At 62.4% G+C, this 17,522-nt stretch carries 17 protein-coding genes; 9 read left to right on the top strand and 8 right to left on the bottom strand.

Going from position 1 to position 17,522, the window contains the following annotated elements:
* Window positions 1-3: 3 nt before the first annotated feature.
* On the bottom strand, window positions 4-1,359 hold the full coding sequence (hemN, locus tag E0501_RS17915) for an oxygen-independent coproporphyrinogen III oxidase (protein WP_137702762.1): 1,356 nt from the start codon (window positions 1,357-1,359) through the stop codon (window positions 4-6).
* Window positions 1,360-1,429: 70 nt separating this feature from the next.
* Here hemN and fnrL point away from each other — a divergent pair, with 70 nt between their 5' ends.
* A complete protein-coding gene (gene fnrL, locus E0501_RS17910; protein WP_137702761.1) occupies window positions 1,430-2,176 on the top strand; it encodes a transcriptional regulator FnrL in 747 nt (248 codons plus the stop codon).
* 72 nt (window positions 2,177-2,248) lie between these two features.
* On the opposite strand, the gene E0501_RS17905 is transcribed toward fnrL, so the two are convergent.
* A complete protein-coding gene (locus tag E0501_RS17905; RefSeq protein ID WP_137702760.1) occupies window positions 2,249-3,088 on the bottom strand; it encodes a universal stress protein in 840 nt (279 codons plus the stop codon).
* Between the two features lie 194 nt (window positions 3,089-3,282).
* On the opposite strand from E0501_RS17905, the gene ccoN reads away from it, so the two are divergent.
* The 8 genes from ccoN to ccoS all read left to right on the top strand — a co-directional run bounded on the left by ccoN (window position 3,283) and on the right by ccoS (window position 11,234).
* Window positions 3,283-4,887 carry a cytochrome-c oxidase, cbb3-type subunit I gene (ccoN, locus tag E0501_RS17900; RefSeq protein ID WP_137702759.1) on the top strand — a complete coding sequence of 535 codons (1,605 nt, stop codon included), beginning with the start codon at window positions 3,283-3,285 and terminating at the stop codon, window positions 4,885-4,887.
* 14 nt (window positions 4,888-4,901) lie between these two features.
* Window positions 4,902-5,630 (top strand): cytochrome-c oxidase, cbb3-type subunit II, encoded by a 729-nt coding sequence (gene ccoO / locus E0501_RS17895; RefSeq protein ID WP_137702758.1) that lies wholly within the window; start codon window positions 4,902-4,904, stop codon window positions 5,628-5,630.
* An 11-nt stretch (window positions 5,631-5,641) separates the two neighbouring features.
* Complete coding sequence (locus E0501_RS17890; RefSeq protein WP_137702757.1) at window positions 5,642-5,833, top strand: cbb3-type cytochrome c oxidase subunit 3; 192 nt, start codon at window positions 5,642-5,644, stop codon at window positions 5,831-5,833.
* 3 nt (window positions 5,834-5,836) lie between these two features.
* Window positions 5,837-6,733: a cytochrome-c oxidase, cbb3-type subunit III gene (gene ccoP, locus E0501_RS17885; protein ID WP_137702756.1), complete on the top strand. Its 897-nt coding sequence runs from the start codon at window positions 5,837-5,839 to the stop codon at window positions 6,731-6,733.
* Between the two features lie 273 nt (window positions 6,734-7,006).
* The gene (gene ccoG, locus E0501_RS17880; RefSeq protein ID WP_137702755.1) at window positions 7,007-8,425 is read left to right on the top strand and encodes a cytochrome c oxidase accessory protein CcoG; all 1,419 of its coding nucleotides are present in this window, start codon (window positions 7,007-7,009) and stop codon (window positions 8,423-8,425) included.
* Window positions 8,425-8,880 (top strand): FixH family protein, encoded by a 456-nt coding sequence (locus E0501_RS17875; protein WP_170222789.1) that lies wholly within the window; start codon window positions 8,425-8,427, stop codon window positions 8,878-8,880. The genes ccoG and E0501_RS17875 overlap by 1 nt, the downstream gene beginning before the upstream one ends.
* Before the next feature lie 4 nt (window positions 8,881-8,884).
* Window positions 8,885-11,071, top strand: a complete 2,187-nt coding sequence (locus E0501_RS17870) for a heavy metal translocating P-type ATPase (RefSeq protein WP_137702753.1) — start codon at window positions 8,885-8,887, stop codon at window positions 11,069-11,071.
* Between the two features lie 4 nt (window positions 11,072-11,075).
* Window positions 11,076-11,234 (top strand): cbb3-type cytochrome oxidase assembly protein CcoS, encoded by a 159-nt coding sequence (gene ccoS / locus E0501_RS17865; protein WP_137702752.1) that lies wholly within the window; start codon window positions 11,076-11,078, stop codon window positions 11,232-11,234.
* A gap of 425 nt (window positions 11,235-11,659) precedes the next feature.
* Here the strand turns inward: ccoS and E0501_RS17860 are convergent, their stop codons facing one another.
* The 6 genes from E0501_RS17860 to E0501_RS17835 all read right to left on the bottom strand — a co-directional run bounded on the left by E0501_RS17860 (window position 11,660) and on the right by E0501_RS17835 (window position 17,483).
* On the bottom strand, window positions 11,660-13,042 hold the full coding sequence (locus tag E0501_RS17860; RefSeq protein ID WP_235857898.1) for a D-alanyl-D-alanine carboxypeptidase family protein: 1,383 nt from the start codon (window positions 13,040-13,042) through the stop codon (window positions 11,660-11,662).
* Between the two features lie 310 nt (window positions 13,043-13,352).
* On the bottom strand, window positions 13,353-14,390 hold the full coding sequence (locus tag E0501_RS17855; RefSeq protein WP_137702750.1) for an NADP-dependent oxidoreductase: 1,038 nt from the start codon (window positions 14,388-14,390) through the stop codon (window positions 13,353-13,355).
* A gap of 4 nt (window positions 14,391-14,394) precedes the next feature.
* The gene (locus E0501_RS17850; RefSeq protein WP_137702749.1) at window positions 14,395-14,805 is read right to left on the bottom strand and encodes a PaaI family thioesterase; all 411 of its coding nucleotides are present in this window, start codon (window positions 14,803-14,805) and stop codon (window positions 14,395-14,397) included.
* A complete protein-coding gene (locus tag E0501_RS17845; RefSeq protein WP_137702748.1) occupies window positions 14,806-15,840 on the bottom strand; it encodes a phosphotransferase family protein in 1,035 nt (344 codons plus the stop codon).
* Between the two features lie 13 nt (window positions 15,841-15,853).
* A complete protein-coding gene (locus E0501_RS17840; RefSeq protein ID WP_137702747.1) occupies window positions 15,854-16,519 on the bottom strand; it encodes a histidine phosphatase family protein in 666 nt (221 codons plus the stop codon).
* Window positions 16,512-17,483, bottom strand: coding sequence for an NAD(P)H-dependent flavin oxidoreductase (locus E0501_RS17835; protein WP_137702746.1), 972 nt, complete (start codon window positions 17,481-17,483; stop codon window positions 16,512-16,514). Before E0501_RS17835 ends, E0501_RS17840 begins: the two co-directional genes overlap by 8 nt.
* Between the last annotated feature and the right edge of the window lie 39 nt (window positions 17,484-17,522).

Raw genomic sequence — 17,522 nt, 5'->3', positions numbered from 1 at the left:
GGCCTAGATCGCCGAGCTGTGCCCGGCCTTGGAGAGATCGTATGCGTCGAACGCCCGGGCGATCATCCGGGTCAGGGGGCGGGCCTTGACCGGGATCGTCAGGCCCATGTCGGTGATCCTGAGAATGCCCTGGAATTCGGCCTGGACGGCGCTGAACATCTGCGCCAGGCGGTCCTGCGTGATGTCGAAGTCGCGGAGAATCTCGACGGCGTCGATCCGGAAATCGCACATCAGCATCTCGATCATGCGCGCGCGGAGCTTGTCATCGGCGCTGAAGACATGGCCGCGCGCGGTCGAGAAGCGCCCATCGCGTATGGCCGTGGTATGCGCCGAGGTGGCCGGTGCATTCTGCGCATAACCCTGCGGAAAGCGCGAGATGGACGAGGCGCCGAGGCCGATGAGGACTTCGGACGTGTCATCGGTGTAGCCCTGGAAGTTGCGCCTCAGCGTACCGTTTCGCTGCGCCACTTCGAGGCCGTCACCATGAGCGGCAAAATGGTCGATTCCAATCTCGGCGTAATTGTCCCACAGGAACAGCTTGCGCGCGGTTTCGAACAGCTCCAGGCGCTCTTGCGGCGTTGGCAGCTTGTCTGACGGGATCATCTGCTGGCGCTTGGCCATCCAGGGCACATGGGCATAGCCGTAAAGCGCCACCCGGTCCGGCGACAGCGCGAGGAGTTTCTGCACGCTTTCGGTGATGCGTGCCTTGGACTGGTCGGGCAGGCCGAACAGGATGTCCGCATTCAGCGATGTGACCCCGCGGGCGCGAATTTCCTCGACGGCATCGCGGGTGACGTCGAAACTCTGGATCCGGCCGATTGTCTTCTGAATCGCGTCGTCGAAGTCCTGCACCCCGATCGAAGCCCGGTTCATGCCCGCCGCGGCGAGCGCATCAAGCCGCGGACCGTCAACTTCGTTCGGGTCGATTTCGACCGAGAATTCGTAGTTTTCCGCAAACGGCGCAATGTCGGCGATGGCGCCGGCCAGGTCAGTCATCATCGAGGCCGTCAGCAGCGTAGGCGTGCCGCCACCCCAATGCAGGCGCGATAGTTTCACACCGTCGGGCAGTTGCCGGCCCAGCATCGCGATTTCGGTTTTCAGGGTTTCGAGATAGGCCAGAACGGGCGCATCGGTTTGCGTACCCTGCGTGCGGCAGGCGCAGAACCAGCACAACCTGCGGCAGAAAGGCACGTGAACATAGAGCGATATCCCGGACCCGGGCGCGATTTCGCCGATCCAGCTGCGGAAATGTGATTCGTCTACGGACGCATCGAAGTGCGGCGCGGTAGGATAACTCGTATACCGCGGTACTTTCGCGTCAAATAGACCCATTTGGGCGAGTTGCGTTTTCGTAACCATCGGCGTAGCGTTAAAGAGTGTGTACCTGTATATCTTTGACACAGATCAAGACGCGCGAACGAGATCTTATATGCTTAAAGACGACATAGTTGCGGTTCCGCACGAATGTGTGGATTGCCCGATTCGACACCGTGCCGTTTGCGCGCGATGCGAACCCGATGAACTCGCCGAATTGGAGGAGTTCAAGTATTACAGAAGTTTCGAGGCCGGGCAGACTGTCGTCTGGTCAGGCGACCGCATGGATTTCGTCGGAACAGTCGTTTCCGGCATTGCGTCGCTGACGCAGACGATGGAGGACGGGCGGACCCAGATGGTGGGCCTTCTGTTGCCCAGCGATTTCGTGGGGCGCCCGGGGCGCGAAGGTGCGGCCTATGACGTCGTGGCCACGACCGATCTGACGATGTGCTGTTTCCGCAAGAAGCCGTTCGAGACGATGATGGAAACCACGCCGCACATTGCCCAGCGCCTGCTGGAAATGACGCTGGACGAACTGGATGCGGCGCGCGAGTGGATGCTGGTTCTGGGCCGCAAGACCGCGCGGGAAAAGATCGCCAGTCTTCTTTCGATCGTTGCGCGGCGCGATGCGACACTGCGCAAGGTTACGATGGATGGACCGCTGGTTTTCGATCTGCCGCTGACGCGCGAGGCGATGGCCGACTACCTGGGTCTGACGCTGGAAACGGTGAGCCGCCAGATCAGCGCGCTGAAGCGTGATGGCATTATCCACCTTGAAGGCAAGCGTCATGTGACGGTGCCGGATATTTCGGTTCTGATGGAAGAGGCGGGCGACGACAGCGACGGTGGCATGCTGGTCTAAAGCTGGCTCCGGACCACAAATGAAAAGGGCGCCGGAACGGGCGCCCTTTCCTTTTTCGTGACCGGATATGGCTCAGTGCGCCATGAAGACCGGCAGCTTGGCCTGTTCCAGCATGTAGCGGGTCGCGCCGCCCAAGATCGCCTCGCGGAAGCGGGAATGGCCATAAGCGCCCATGACGATCAGGTCGGCCTCGATATCGGAGGCATGGCGCATCAGCACGTCGGATACGCGCGGCAGGGTTTTCGACAGCACATCCACTTCGGCGCGGATGCCGTGGCGCGACAGGTATTGCGACAGAAGTCCGCCGGGATCGGACCGGTTAGGCCCGTGCGCGGGCGGGTCGATCACCACAACATGCACGGCCTCGGCATAGGTCAACACCGGAAGAGCCGCGCGCACGGCGTTCAGCGCCTCGCTGCTTTCGTTCCAGCCGATCATGACCCGCTTGGGCTTGGGCCGCGGCGCGCCTTCGTCGGGTACGACAAGAACCGGTGTCTGGCCCTCGAACATGGCCGCCTCGACGACGGGCTCGAGCTCGGCGCCCCGGTTTTCACCGTAAGGCTGCGGCAGGATGACCAGATCTGAGAAACGGGCATGGGCAGCAACGTGGCGGCCGATATCGGCCAGTTGCGCAACGCCGGTATCCGTGCCCCAGCGGATGCCCGAGGATTTCAGGACGTCGATGGCCTTGGCCTCGATTTCCTCTGATTCCTCTTGTGCGCGGTTGATGGTTTCCTGAAGCACCATGGCATTGGCGCCAGCGTAATAGTAGCCAGTCTGGCTTCGATCGACGCCAAGGCACAACACGTCGAGATGCGCATCGATCACGTCGGCGATGGCAATACCGTGCGCGAGAACATTCTCGGCCAGTTTGGGGTCGGTCAGAACCGAGAATAGCGATTTGTAGGCCATTTTGGACTCCTGCAGAGGGTTTTGCTCAGGCTAGCTTGCTTTGCCGGGTGCGACTTTGATGCGTATCAGGAAAACACGGCACCAATTTTGATGCAGATCAAGGCGGTCTTGCCCCCGGGAGGCCCATTAAGCACGCAGTCAAATCCCCCTGCGCGGGAGAACGAATCGCGCCGGGCAAGACGAAGGGACGAAAAATGGGTAATTATATCAAGCTGATCGTGCTTGGTGTGATCACGGTTCTGGCCTTGATCGCAGCAAATTACGCACGTGACGTGGCCTACATGGTGAACGCGCTGACAGTAGCGCTGGTCGCCGCGGGGGTCTTTCTTTGGACGCTGCGCCGCACGGGCGAGCCGGTTCCGGCTGGTGACCTTTCGGGCGAGTACATGGATGGGCCGGTTCGCGCCGGTGTCATTCTGACTGCCTTCTGGGGCGTCGTCGGTTTTCTTGTGGGCGTGACAATTGCGTTCCAGTTGGCGTTTCCGCAGCTCAACTTCGAGTGGGCGCAGGGCTATGCCAACTTCGGGCGTCTTCGTCCCTTGCACACCAGCGCGGTGATTTTCGCATTTGGCGGCACCGCACTGATCACGACCTCGTTCTACGTGGTTCAACGTACCAGCGCCGCGCGGCTTTGGGGCGGCAACCTCGCCTGGTTCGTGTTCTGGGGGTATCAACTGGTGATCGTCCTTGCGGCGACCGGGTATCTGCTGGGGGCAACCCAATCGAAGGAATACGCCGAGCCGGAATGGTATGTCGACTGGTGGCTGACCATCGTCTGGGTGATGTACCTTCTCGTCTTCGTCGGCACGATCATGAAGCGCAAAGAGCCGCATATCTATGTGGCGAACTGGTTCTTCCTTTCGTTCATCATCACGGTGGCCATGCTGCACGTGGTGAACAACCTGGCCATTCCGGTGTCGATCTTCGGGTCGAAATCGGTTCAGGTCTTCAGCGGCGTGCAGGATGCCATGACGCAGTGGTGGTACGGCCACAACGCGGTGGGCTTCTTCCTGACCGCGGGCTTTTTGGGAATGATGTACTATTTCGTGCCGAAACAGGCCGAGCGGCCGGTCTTCAGTTACAAGCTGTCGATCATCCACTTCTGGGCGCTGATCTTCATCTACATCTGGGCTGGTCCGCACCACCTGCACTATACCGCGCTGCCTGACTGGGCGTCGACGCTGGGCATGGTGTTCTCGGTCGTGCTGTGGATGCCCAGCTGGGGCGGCATGATCAACGGCCTGATGACGCTTTCGGGCGCTTGGGACAAGCTGCGCACCGATCCGATCATCCGCATGATGGTGATTTCGGTCGGCTTCTACGGCATGTCGACCTTCGAGGGTCCGATGATGTCGATCCGCGCGGTGAACTCGCTGTCGCACTATACGGACTGGACCATCGGTCACGTGCACTCGGGTGCGCTGGGCTGGAACGGTATGATCACCTTCGGGGCGCTTTACTTCCTGGTGCCGAAGCTGTGGAACAAGGAGCGGCTCTACAGCCTGCGCCTCGTGAGCTGGCACTTCTGGCTCGCTACCATTGGCATCATCCTCTACGCCGCAGCAATGTGGGTGACGGGGATCATGGAAGGCCTGATGTGGCGCGAAGTTGACGCAAACGGCTTCCTCGTGAACTCGTTCGCCGACACCGTGGCCGCGAAGTTCCCGATGTACGTGGTGCGCGGCACCGGCGGTATCCTTTACCTGCTGGGTGCGATCATCATGGCCTATAACCTCTGGATGACCGTGAAGCGTTCGCCGGCTGTAGAAGCCACGAACCATCTGGTCCCGGCTGAATAAGGAGGGCCGGACACATGGCAATTCTCGACAAACACCAAGTTCTTGAGAAGAACGTCACGCTTCTGGCCATCTTTGCCTTCCTGGTGGTGACCATCGGCGGCATCGTGCAGATCGCACCGCTGTTCTGGCTGGAAAACACGATCGAGGATGTGGACGGCATGCGCCCCTACACCCCGCTCGAACTGGCCGGGCGCGACATCTACATCCGCGAAGGGTGCTATGTCTGCCACAGCCAGATGATCCGGCCCATGCGGGACGAGGTTGAGCGTTATGGTCACTACAGCCTGGCGGCTGAGAGCCAGTACGACCACCCGTTCCAGTGGGGTTCGAAGCGGACGGGGCCCGACCTCGCCCGCGTCGGCGGCCGCTACTCGGACGAGTGGCACGTGGATCACCTGCGCAACCCGCAGTCGGTGGTGCCTGAATCGGTGATGCCGAAATACGGGTTCCTGGAAAACCGGATGATCGATGGCAAGTACATCGAGGACGTGATGGCCACGCATGCCTTTGTCGGCGTGCCCTACACGGACGAGATGCTGGAAAACGGGCAGGAGGACTTTGCTGCCCAGGCCGATCCCTGGGCGGACACCGATGGCCTGTTCGAGCGCTATGGCGAGAAGGTGCAAGTGCGCAACTTCGACGGCAAGCCGGGAATCTCGGAGATGGACGCGATGGTCGCCTATCTGCAGATGCTGGGCACGCTGGTCGACTTCTCGACATTCGAGCACACCGGCACGCGGTAAGGGAGGGAAAGATGGAAACATATTCCCTTCTGCGTGAGTTCGCCGACAGCTGGATGCTTCTCGCTCTCTTCACCTTCTTTGTCGGAATGGTCCTTTGGGTACTGTTCCGGCCCGGGAGCTCGAAGACCTACCGCGACGTGGCAAACATCCCGTTCCGGCACGAAGACAAGCCCGCGCCCGCGCGGGACGCCAAGGAGGCGTAAGACATGGCAAAACAACCTGAAAAGAAGAACGGTGACGTTGAAACCACCGGTCACGTTTGGGACGAAGACCTTCAGGAGTTCAACAATCCGCTGCCGAAATGGTGGGTCTGGATCTTCTACCTGACGATCATCTGGGGGATCTGGTACACGATCGCCTATCCCGCATGGCCGCTGATCAACGAAGCCACCTCGGGCTACAAGAACTGGTCGACCCGGGCCAATGTGGCCGCCGAGATCGCGGACGTGGCAGAGCGCAACGCGCCGGCCAACAGCGAACTGGAATCGGTTGAACTGGCGTCCTTTGTGAACCAGACCGACAGTGAGCTTTATGGCTATGCCCGGTCGGCCGGTGCGGCCGTGTTCCAGACCTGGTGTGCCCAGTGTCATGGTTCGGGTGCCGCAGGTGCCAAAGGTTATCCCAACCTTCAGGATGACGACTGGCTCTGGGGCGGTGATATCGAAGAGATTCACTATACCATCAGCCACGGCATCCGGAACGAGGATGACGCAGATGCGCGTTACTCGGAAATGCCTGCCTTTGGTCGCGACGAGCTTCTTGAGCCGGCACAGATCGAACAGGTGGTTAACTACGTGATGTCGCTTTCGGGCGAAGCACAGGATGCCGCCGAGGTCGAAGCGGGTGCCGTGGTGTTCGAGGAAAACTGTGCCTCGTGCCACATGGAAGACGGCACCGGCGACCGTGCACAGGGTGCGCCGAACCTGACCGACGCGATCTGGCTCTATGGTGGTGACTACGACACGCTGATGGAAACGGTGACGAACAGCCGTTACGGCGTGATGCCGCCGTGGTCGGAAGCCGCGTCGCCCGCGGGGCGCCTGTCGGAGGCCGAGATCCGCGCCGTCGCGCTCTATGTCCACCAGCTCGGTGGTGGCGAATAAACAGAATTCCGGGGGCTTCGGCCCCCGGATAAGGCACCGGCCCTTCCGTCCTGTTCGCGCGTTTCCTGGAAGGCCGGTGCCATCTAACCCCGGGTCGGGGTATCCGCAGAGCCGCCGAGAGGCGGCTTTCGTGCATTTGAGTGCCACGTGGTCGCGCGGCACTTTTTCGTGAATAGGTAAGTATTAGATTCAGAATTTGATGCAGGTCAAGGTCGCGCTGCGGCGGGACTGTGAGAAGAACCCAGATGAAACGTGTAGTATCGGAGTGATTCCGTGAGCCAAGCCGAACCCGAACAACTCTACGCCGCGCGAGAGCCGATTTTTCCCAAAAAGGTCTACGGCAAGTTCCGTAACCTGAAGTGGATCATCATGATCGTGACGCTGGGCATCTACTACCTGACCCCGTGGATCAGGTGGGACCGCGGTCCGAGCCTGCCGGACCAGGCTGTTCTGATCGACATGGCCAACCGCCGTTTCTACTTCTTCTGGATCGAGATATGGCCGCATGAATTCTATTTCGTCGCGGGCCTTCTGGTGATGGCCGGGCTGGGTTTGTTCCTGTTCACCTCTGCCTTGGGCCGGGTATGGTGCGGCTATACCTGCCCGCAAACGGTGTGGACCGACCTGTTCATCCTGGTCGAACGCTGGATCGAAGGCGACCGCAACGCACGGCTGCGGCTGCACCGGCAGAAGAAATGGGATTTCCGAAAGGCGCGGCTACGCCTGACCAAATGGATTTCATGGCTTCTGATCGCGGTCGCCACGGGCGGCGCCTGGGTTTTCTACTTTGCCGACGCGCCCACGCTGATGCGGGACCTGTTCACGCTCAATGCACATCCGATCGCCTATACGACGATTGCCGTTCTGACCGGTACGACCTTTTTCTTCGGCGGGTTCGCACGCGAGCAGATCTGTATCTATGCCTGCCCGTGGCCGCGTATCCAGGCGGCGATGATGGACGAGGACACGATCACCGTCGCGTATCGTGAATGGCGCGGTGAGCCGCGGGGCAAGGGCAAAGCCCGCGACGGCCTGGGAGATTGCATCGACTGCAATGCCTGCGTGAATGTCTGCCCGATGGGCATCGACATCCGCGATGGTCAGCAGTTGGAATGCATCACCTGCGCGCTGTGCATCGATGCCTGCGACGAGATGATGGACAAGGTCGGCAAGCCGCGCGGCCTGATCGATTATATGGCGCTGACGGATGAAAACGCCGAGCGCGCCGGTGGCAAGGCCAAGAACATCTGGAAACACGTCTTCCGCCCGCGCACCGTGTTGTACACCACGCTTTGGGGGTTGGTGGGTGTCGGTCTGGTCGTGGCGCTCTTCATGCGTTCGGACATCGACATGACGGTCGCGCCTGTGCGTAACCCGACCTATGTGACGCTGTCCGATGGCTCGATCCGCAATGTCTATGAGATCAAGCTGCGCAACAAGCATGGCGAGGAACGGCCGTTCCGCCTGACGGTCAAGGGTGATCCGGCGCTGCGCGTTCAGATCGAAGGCAGCCCCTATGAAACGGTTACCGTGCCGCCCGACACGGCGAAGCCGGTCCGCGTTTACGTGGTGGCGCCCAAGGGCTCGGTCCCGGCCGAAAGCGAGCGCGTCGATTTCCGGTTCTGGGTGGAAGACGTGACCAATGGTGAACGTGCCTTCAAGGATACGGTATTCAACGGGAGGGCGAACTGATGGCGGAGCGCAAGATTACTGGCAAGCACGTCCTGATCGGGTTTGTTGCAGCCTTTTCGGTGATCATTGGCGTGAATGTCGTTCTGGCCGTCAGCGCCGTGCGCACGTTCCCGGGGCTGGAGGTGAAGAACTCCTATGTTGCCAGCCAGGAATTCGATGAACGGCGCGCCGCGCAAGAGGCCTTGGGCTGGGATGTCTCTGCCGACGTCGTGGATGAAAACCTGGTCCTTTCGATCACCGATGAGGCAGGCAAGCCCGTCGAGGTGGCCGAACTGAACGCGATCCTGGGCCGACCCACCCATGTCAAGGAAGATAGCGAACCGGCCTTTGTCTTCGACGGCAAGGCTTATGTCGCGCCGGTCGAGCTGGAAGACGGAAACTGGGACTTGCGCATGGTGGCCTTTGCCCAGGATGGCACGGAATACAGAATGCGTGTGAAGGTGAACACGAAGTAACGCCATGACCGCAACGATGCGCCCCAATATCTCGGCCTGCCCGGCCTGCAACGCGGCCCCAGCGGCCGAGGCATTGGCCGAGCGCGAGGCACAGAAGGACGTGCGCATCGCCCTGTCGGTGCCTGCGGTGCACTGTGCCGCCTGTATCGTCGCGATTGAACGAGCGCTGGCCGATCACCCGGGTGTGACCAGCGCGCGGGTCAACCTGACCCTGAAACGCGCGACCATCGAAGCCGAACCCGATGTCATGCCCGAGGACCTGATCGGCGTGCTGGACCGCATCGGATACGAGGCGCACGAACTGGACGTCGGTACGTTGAGTGCAACGCAAACCGATAAGGCCGGTCGCGAACTCCTGATGCGGCTGGCAGTGGCGGGTTTTGCCTCGATGAACGTGATGCTTTTGTCGGTCTCGGTATGGTCTGGGGCGGCGGATGCGACGCGTGACATGTTTCACTGGATTTCGGCGGCGATCACGCTGCCGACCATCGCTTTTTCGGGTCAGCCGTTTTTTCGCAATGCCTGGGCCGCGCTGAAGAATGCGCGGTTGAACATGGATGTGCCGATCACGCTGGCTATCGTTCTGGCGGTTGTGACCTCTCTGTGGGAAACCTCGCTTTCGGGCGAACATGCCTATTTCGACGCCGCGCTGGCGCTGACTTTCTTCCTTCTAGCCGGGCGCTACCTGGATCACCGCACCCGTGCGATCGCCCGCTCTGCCGCCGAGGAACTGGCAGCGCTGGAAGTGCCGCGCGCCTTCCGGATCGAGGATGGAGAAGAGCGCCAGGTGCCCGTGGCCGAGCTGACGGTGGGTGACCTTATCCTGGTGCGCCCTGGCGGACGCATGCCGGTGGACGGCGAGATTGTCGCCGGCACATCCGAGATTGACCGCAGCCTTCTGACTGGTGAGACGATCCCGGTTTATGGCGGGCCGGGCCAGGCGGTATCGGCGGGCGAGGTCAACCTGACCGGGCCGCTGACCGTTCGGGCCACCGCTGTGGGCGAGGAAACTTCGCTTCACCGTATGGCCGATCTTGTCGCCATCGCCGAGTCGGGGCGATCCCGCTACACCTCTCTCGCGGACAGCGCGGCCAAGCTTTATGCGCCCGGCGTGCATATCCTGTCGGCACTCAGCTTCGTCGGTTGGTATCTTTTCACTTTCGACGTGCGCACCGCGCTGAATATCGCGGCTGCCGTGCTGATCATCACATGCCCCTGTGCCTTGGGCCTTGCCGTGCCGGCGGTGACGACAGCAGCGTCGGGGCGGCTGTTCCGCAAGGGGATGCTGATCAAACATTCGACCGCCTTGGAGCGCCTGGCGCAGGTGGATACCGTGGTCTTCGACAAGACCGGTACGCTGACGGCCGGTGCGCCCGAGGTGATGAACCTGGGACAGGTCTCGACGCGCGATATCGGTATCGCGCTGGCTCTGGCGGAAAGCTCATCGCATCCGCTCGCCATGTCGCTGACCTCTGCGGCGCGGGCTGCGGGTTTCAGCCCCGAGGATGTATCGCAGATTACCGAAGTTCCCGGCTATGGCACCAGGGGCGTCTGGAACGGGCGTGAGGTGTTCCTTGGCCGCGCCAGCTGGGTCGATGCGCCACGGATTTCGCGCACGGCAGCCTGGCTCAGAGTGGGCGATGAAGCGCCGCAGGCCTTCGAGTTCACAGATCGCTTGCGCGATGGCGCCGAAGAGGCCGTAGCGGCGCTGAAGGCGGCGGGCAAGGATGTCTACCTGATGTCAGGCGACACCACCGCGGCGGTGGAGGAGATGGCGGGGCGGTTGGGCATCCCGCACTGGCTGGCCGAGGCGCTGCCTGCGGACAAGGCGGCGCGTGTTCAGGCCATGGCCAAGGAAGGCCGCCATGTCCTTATGGTGGGCGATGGGCTCAACGATACAGCGGCGCTGGCGGCAGCGCATGTCTCGATCTCGCCGGCCAGCGCGCTCGATGCGGCGCGGGTGGCGAGTGACATCGTGCTTCTCGGAGGGGACCTCGAACCGATCGGCAGCGCGTTGGGGACCGCAGGATCGGCGATCCGGCGGATCAGGGAAAACTTCCGCATCGCAACGCTGTACAACATCATCGCGGTACCGCTCGCAGTGGCGGGACTGGCGACGCCGCTGATCGCGGCCTTGGCGATGTCGGCCTCATCCATTACGGTGTCGCTGAATGCACTCCGACTGAGGTAACCCGATGAACATCCTGGTTTTCCTGATCCCGATTTCACTGATCCTCGGTGGTGTCGGGCTGCTGTTCTTCGTCTACACGGTGCGCACGAACCAATATGACGACCCCGAAGGCGATGCGCGCCGAATCCTGTCGGGTGAATACGACGACAAACCCAAACAGTAACCACGGCGCTCGCAGGGGTTAACGCCGCCGCGGCGTAGCAAAGGCCCGGGGGTGATCCACGGCTGCCGCCCGGCTGACATCCGTGCACCGCTGCACCGCGGCAAGTCTTGACGCTTTTTTCAGTTAATGATGCGTGCGATGGGTCGCCCCCCGGGCCCGCCGCCCACCCACCCGCCCCGGCAGCCCCGGGGGGCTTGGTGCAAGGCGTTGACATGCGCGCAAACCGAGACGGTGGATTTCGAGTATTTGGACCAAGAAAGAGCATCTGATCGGCTCTTTCTTGGCAAAAATACTCATTGAACAAACCTGTCTGCCAGCGCCACGGAGGAGAAGCGGGAACGCGGGTGATGGCACGGCGGGGCCGAGGCGTTAGCCGAGGCCTCGCCCCGCCGCGACGCGTGGAACACGCGGCGCAATCCCTGTTGTCAGCCGGGGCCGATCATGAAGCAGGTGACGTTTCGGGCCTGAAGACGACGGCAGGCGAGCTCGGCGGTATCGCGCGACATGCCCATGAAATTCGCATCATAGCCGGAATTTCGCTTTATCACCTTGCGAAGCGAACCATCGAGCGTGGCCATTTCATTGAGCGCCGTTTTCAGCAATACGCGTTCGGCCTGGTAGCGGCTGCCATAGCGGCCGACATTGATGCCCCAGTGACGCCCGCCCGAGGTCGAAATGCGCGTGACCACTTCTGGCTGGGGATCGGCGGTATCCGCCGGTGCGGCCGCGGCGAGGACCAGATCGCTGGGACGGGCCTTGGGCGTTTTCGCCGGAGGAGCGGCTGGAGCCGGGGCGGCGTCCGCCGTTTTTTCCGGCGCAGGTGTCTTGGTAACTGCTTTCGCCGCCGCGAGCGCCTCGGTGATGTCGTCCTTGACGGCGACGATAACCGGGGCCGGTTCGGTGCTGCCGGGGCGCGCGACGGGACGCAGGCTCTTGCGCACGGCGGTGACGAGCCGGATCGTCTTGCCGGCGGTGCCTGGGGCGGCCCTGCCAGAGCCAGTCGCGGCATAGACCGGGGCATCGGGTTTGCGCACGGGCGCGTTGGACGGGGAGCGGCGGAACCCGAGATCGAGCAATTCTGCGACCTTGGCGTTGCGCGAGGCCGAGGACCGGCCGCCGAACACAGTGGCGATGACGCGTTCGTTGCCGCGTTCGGCCGAGGCGACGAGGTTGAAGCCGGCCGCGCGGGTATAGCCCGTCTTGATCCCGTCGGCGCCCTTGTAAGCGGCCAGCAGGCGGCGGTTGGTATTGGCGACTTCGCGCACGCCGGCATTGGTCGAGCGGCGGGAGAAGAGATTGTAGTATTGCGGGTAGTCGTAGAGCACGTGGCGCCCGAGGATCGTCATATCGCGCGCGGTGGAGAGATGGCCGGACTCGGTAAGGCCATGGGCGTTCTTGAAGGTGGTGCGGGTCATACCCAGCGCCTTGGCCGTGCGGTTCATCCGGCGGGCGAATTTTGCTTCGGAGCCTTCGATCGCTTCGCCGATTGCGGTGGCGGCATCATTGGCCGACTTCACCGCTGCGGCGCGGAGGAGGTAGCGCAGCTTGATCCTCTGGCCAGCCTTGAGCCCAAGTTTCGAGGGCGGTTCGGCGGCTGCGTTCTTCGAGATGCGCACCATCGTGTCGAGGTCAATCTCGCCGCGTTCGACTGCCTCGAAAGCGATGTAGAGCGTCATCATCTTGGTCAGCGATGCCGGGTGCAGGCGGGTATCGGCGTTGCGTGCGTGCAGCACCTTGCCGGTGCGCGCGTCCATGACCAGCGCGGCATAGGGCGCGGCAGCTGCCGAAAGCGGGAGCACCACAAACATCCAGATCGCTGCAATGATGAATAGCCCGGTTTTGGCCGGGTGCCTGCCACGCATCCGCATGGTATTCCGCCTTTCTGCCTCTCGCGCCGCCGGTTTTCCGACTGGCTTTTTCTGCAAGAGCAGCCTAGCACGCGGAGCGTTTGAAATAAAGTTTAGATTTCAAGCGGATAGGCGCGGCATCGTTCCACATGTTGCGGCAAGGGACGCCAAGCCCCCCAACAAATTGATTGTGGCAAGAATGTGGCGGAGATTTTTCGCAGAAAAATCGGGGCCGGCGGAGGGGTGATTTGCCCCGCCGGCCACAGGTCTGTCAGATCAGTTTGACGATCTGTTTGCCCAAGTTCCGGCCTTCGAGCAGGCCCATGAAGGTGCGCGGGGCGTTTTCGATCCCCTCGGCGATATCTTCGAGATAGGCGATGTCGCCCGAGGCCACGAGCGGCGCGACCTCGCCCAGGAACTCGGCAAAGCGGTCCCAGTGGTTGGAAATGATGAAGCCCTGCGCCAGCAGGTGCTTGACCAGCAGCGTGCGCCAGAAGACCGGGAAGTAATCCGGCCCCTCGCCGGGGGTGCCGCCCAGCGCGCCGGTATTGTAGCCCGAGATCATGCCACAGACCGGGATGCGCCCGAAGCGGTTCATCAGCGGCAGGACCGCCTGGAACACCTTGCCGCCGACGTTTTCGAAATAGATGTCGACGCCGTCGGGTGCGGCTTCGGCCAGCGCCTTGCGCAGCGAGCGGGCATCATCATGCGCGCGGTGGTCGATTGCGGCATCGAAGCCGAACGTGTCGGTGGCGATCTTGCATTTGTCCGCGCCGCCGGCGATGGCGACGGTGCGCAACCCGCGGGCCTTGGCGATCTGGCCCACCATGCTGCCCACGGGACCGGTGGCGGCGGCCACGACCAGGGTTTCGCCCTCTTTCGGTTTGCCGATCTCGGTCAGGCCGTACCAGCCGGTGAAACCCGGCATGCCCAGAACGCCCAGAGAGGTGGTGATCGGCAGGCCATCGGGCAGCTTGCGCAGCATGCTGCCGGGCTGCACGCCGTGGGTGGTCCAGCCGAACATGCCGAACACCATGTCACCGGGCGAAAACTGCGGGTGGTTCGAGGCGATCACCTCGCCCGCGCCGCCGGCCTCCATGATGCCGCCGATGGGCACGGGGGCGGCATAGGATTTGGCATCGTCCATGCGCCCGCGCATGTAGGGATCGAGCGACATGTAATGGACACGCACCAGTACCTCGCCGTCGCCGGGGGTGGGTACGTCACGGGTTTCCAGTTTGAAATCGCTGTCCTTGGGCGCGCCATCGGGGCGGGCCGCCAGCGTGATGCACTTCATTTCGTCAGACATGGGATTATCCTTTCTTGCTGCCCCGCAGCCGGAAGACGGCGGTGGCGGTTGCGATGAGCGTGCCGGTATCGTCGCGGATCTCGCCCTCGGCAAAGACGGTCGAGCGCCCGCCGCCGGTACGGCGGCCTTCGGCGATCAGCTTGGACCCGTTGGCGACGGCGAGATACTGCACGTTGAGCGAGAGCGTCATGGCGAGCTGCTTGTCATCGGGATCACCAGTATAGCAGATGGCATAGCCCATGGCCGTGTCGAGCAGGGTTGCATGCACGCCGCCATGGGGGATGCCGTAGCGGTTGCCGATATGCGGCACGACGGGTTGTTCCAGCCGGCAATAGCCATCTGACCAGTCGGTGATTTCAAATCCGACATGGGCCTGGAACGGGTAGGGGTATTCCTTCAGTTTCGGGTCGAGCATTCAAACGGTCCTTGCTGCGGCAAGCCCGGCCTGGGCGAAGCGCGGCACGGCCTCGCCCAGGCGGAAGGCGCGTTCGGGGTTCGAGGCATTGCCGTCGATGGCGCGTTTCAGCACCCCCTGGATGATGCCGGCCATGCGGAAGAAGGTGAAGGCGAGATAGAAGCCGAACCCGTCGATGCCGGAAATGCCGCGGCGTTCGCAGTAGCGGGCGACGAACTCCTCGTCCGTGATCAGGCCTTCTGCGGCGCGGTCGACGCCGCCCATGCCTTTCGATTCGGTTCCGGGCGGCATGGACCATTGCATGATGACGGCGGCGAGATCGGCATAGGGGTGGCCGATGGTCGACAATTCCCAATCGAGCAGGGCGGCGACGCGCGGCTCTTGTGGGTGAAACAGCATGTTGTCGATCCGGTAATCGCCGTGCACCAGCGTCCGCTGACCGTCATCCGGCGGGATGTTGGATTTCAGCCAGTCGGTCAGGTCGTCCATTTCGGGCAGTTCGGTGGTTTTTGATGCCTCGTACTGCTTGGCCCAGCGATTGATCTGGCGTTCATAGTAGTTGCCCGGCGGGCCATAGTCGGACAGGCCGACCGCCTCGATGTCGACGTCGTGCACGGTGGTCAGAACGCGGCACATCTCGTCGAGATAGGCCATGCGCTCTCCCTTGGGCAGTTCGGGCAGGCAGGGGTCTTCGAAGCGGCGGCCTTCGACGCAATCCATGATGTAGAACATCGAGCCGATCACGCTTTCATCCTCGCAGAGCGCATACATTCTTGCCACGGGCACATCGGTTTCATAGAGCGCCTTCTGCACGCGAAATTCGCGGTCTACGGCATGGGCGGATTTCAGAAGCGTGCCTGGCGGTTTGCGGCGCAGCACGTAGCGGCCCGACGGCGTGGTGAGCCGGAAGGTGGGGTTGGACTGGCCCACGGAAAACTTGTGCAATTCTATCGGGCCCTGGAACCCGTCGACGTTTTCGCGGCACCAGGCTTCGACGGCGTTGAGATCAAGATGGGCGGCGGTGTTCGCGCTCATGTCTTTGGCCTCCCTAGCTGTAGGTCAGGAGCCGCTCTTCGTTGGCGGCGTTGATATGGGGGGTTTCGTTGAACCCGTGCAGATAGACCGATCTTGAAGAGTAAACAAAACGGTTTACGGCGCAATTCTTCATCTGAAGCTGCAGCTTGATCTGCTGGCCCGGCCCGCATTCGAGCAGGTGTGAGATCATCCGGGCGATGGCCCCGCCCGAGGAGACAGCAAGCACCTGTTTGTGGTCGGGGGTCATGATCGTGCGGCGCGCATCTTCGACCCGGGCGGTAAAATCGGCCCAGCTTTCGCGGGCATCGGGGATGCCGCCCTGTTCCCATTCCAGCACCGTGTCGCGCAGGGTGCGGAAATGGCTCTTGCGCTCGGTGTGCATGTTCTCGGGGCCGGTGCCGGCGGGATACTTGGCATCGAGCAGGTTGGTGAAGTCGAATTCGTTCAGGCCGGTGTGGATCTCGGGCTCGGCTGTGAGGCCCAGCCCTTCGAGGATGCCATCAAGCGTTTCACGGTGACGCACCATGTCGCCAATGAAAAAGGCCGTGGGGGCTGCGCCCTGCGCCCTCAGGGCGCGGCCAAGCTCGCGTGATTGCTCGTGACCGAGCGTCGAGAGCTTGTCGTAGTTCGCCGCCCCGAACGAGGCCTGGGCGTGGCGGACGAGGTAGAGCTCAGCCATTGCAGAGCGCCTCTTTCGCCGCGTGATACTCGGTGGCGAGACGGTCGATCAGCTGCGCGGCGGGCTGGATTTCCTTGATCGCGCCGATGCCCTGGCCCGAGCCCCAGATTTCCTTCCAGCTTTTGGGTTTCTCGCGGTTGGCGCCGAAATTCATTTTCGACGGGTCGGATTGTTCGAGGTTGTCCGGATCCATGCCCGCGCGGGCGATGGACGGTTTGAGATAGTTGCCGTGCACGCCGGTGAAGAGGTTGGAATAGACGATATCCTCGGCCCCGCTCTCGACGATCATCTGCTTGTAGTCGGGTTGCGCGTTGGCCTCGTCCGTGGCGATGAAGGGTGAGCCGATATAGGCGAGATCGGCGCCCAGAGCCTGCGCGGCAAGGATGGATTTTCCGTTCGCGATGGACCCCGAGAGCGCGAGCGGGCCATCGAACCATTCGCGGATTTCGCTGATCAGCGCGAAGGGCGATTGCGCACCGGCATGGCCGCCGGCGCCGGCGGCCACGGCGATCAGGCCGTCAGCGCCTTTTTCGATCGCCTTTTTCGCAAACGTGTTGTTGATGATGTCATGCAGCGTGATGCCGCCGCAGGAATGGGCGGCCTCGTTCACCTCGACCCGGGCGCCGAGCGAGGTGATCCAGATCGGTACCTTCCATTTCGCGCAGATCTCGAGATCGCGTTCCAGCCGCGTGTTGGAGCGGTGGACGATCTGGTTGACGGCGAAGGGGGCGGCAGGCGTGTCGGGGTTGTCCTGGTTGTGCCGGTCAAGCTCTTCGGTGATGCGCTTGAGCCAGGCATCGAGCAGGATCGGCTCGCCCTCTTTTTCGCGGGCGTTGAGCGCGGGGAAGGAGCCCACGATCCCGGCCTTGCATTGGGCAATGACGAGATCGGGATTCGAGATGATGAAGAGCGGAGAGCCGATGACGGGAATCCGCAGGTTTGCCAGTTGGGTTGGGAGCGTCATGATCCGGTCATTCGTTCAAGGGAAGCCGGGCTTCAGCCC

It is taken from the genome of Marimonas lutisalis (genome assembly GCF_005434965.1).
Taxonomy (GTDB): domain Bacteria; phylum Pseudomonadota; class Alphaproteobacteria; order Rhodobacterales; family Rhodobacteraceae; genus Marimonas_A; species Marimonas_A lutisalis.
Note: the sequence above shows the minus strand (reverse complement) of the source record. Positions and strands in the feature narration are given on the sequence as shown.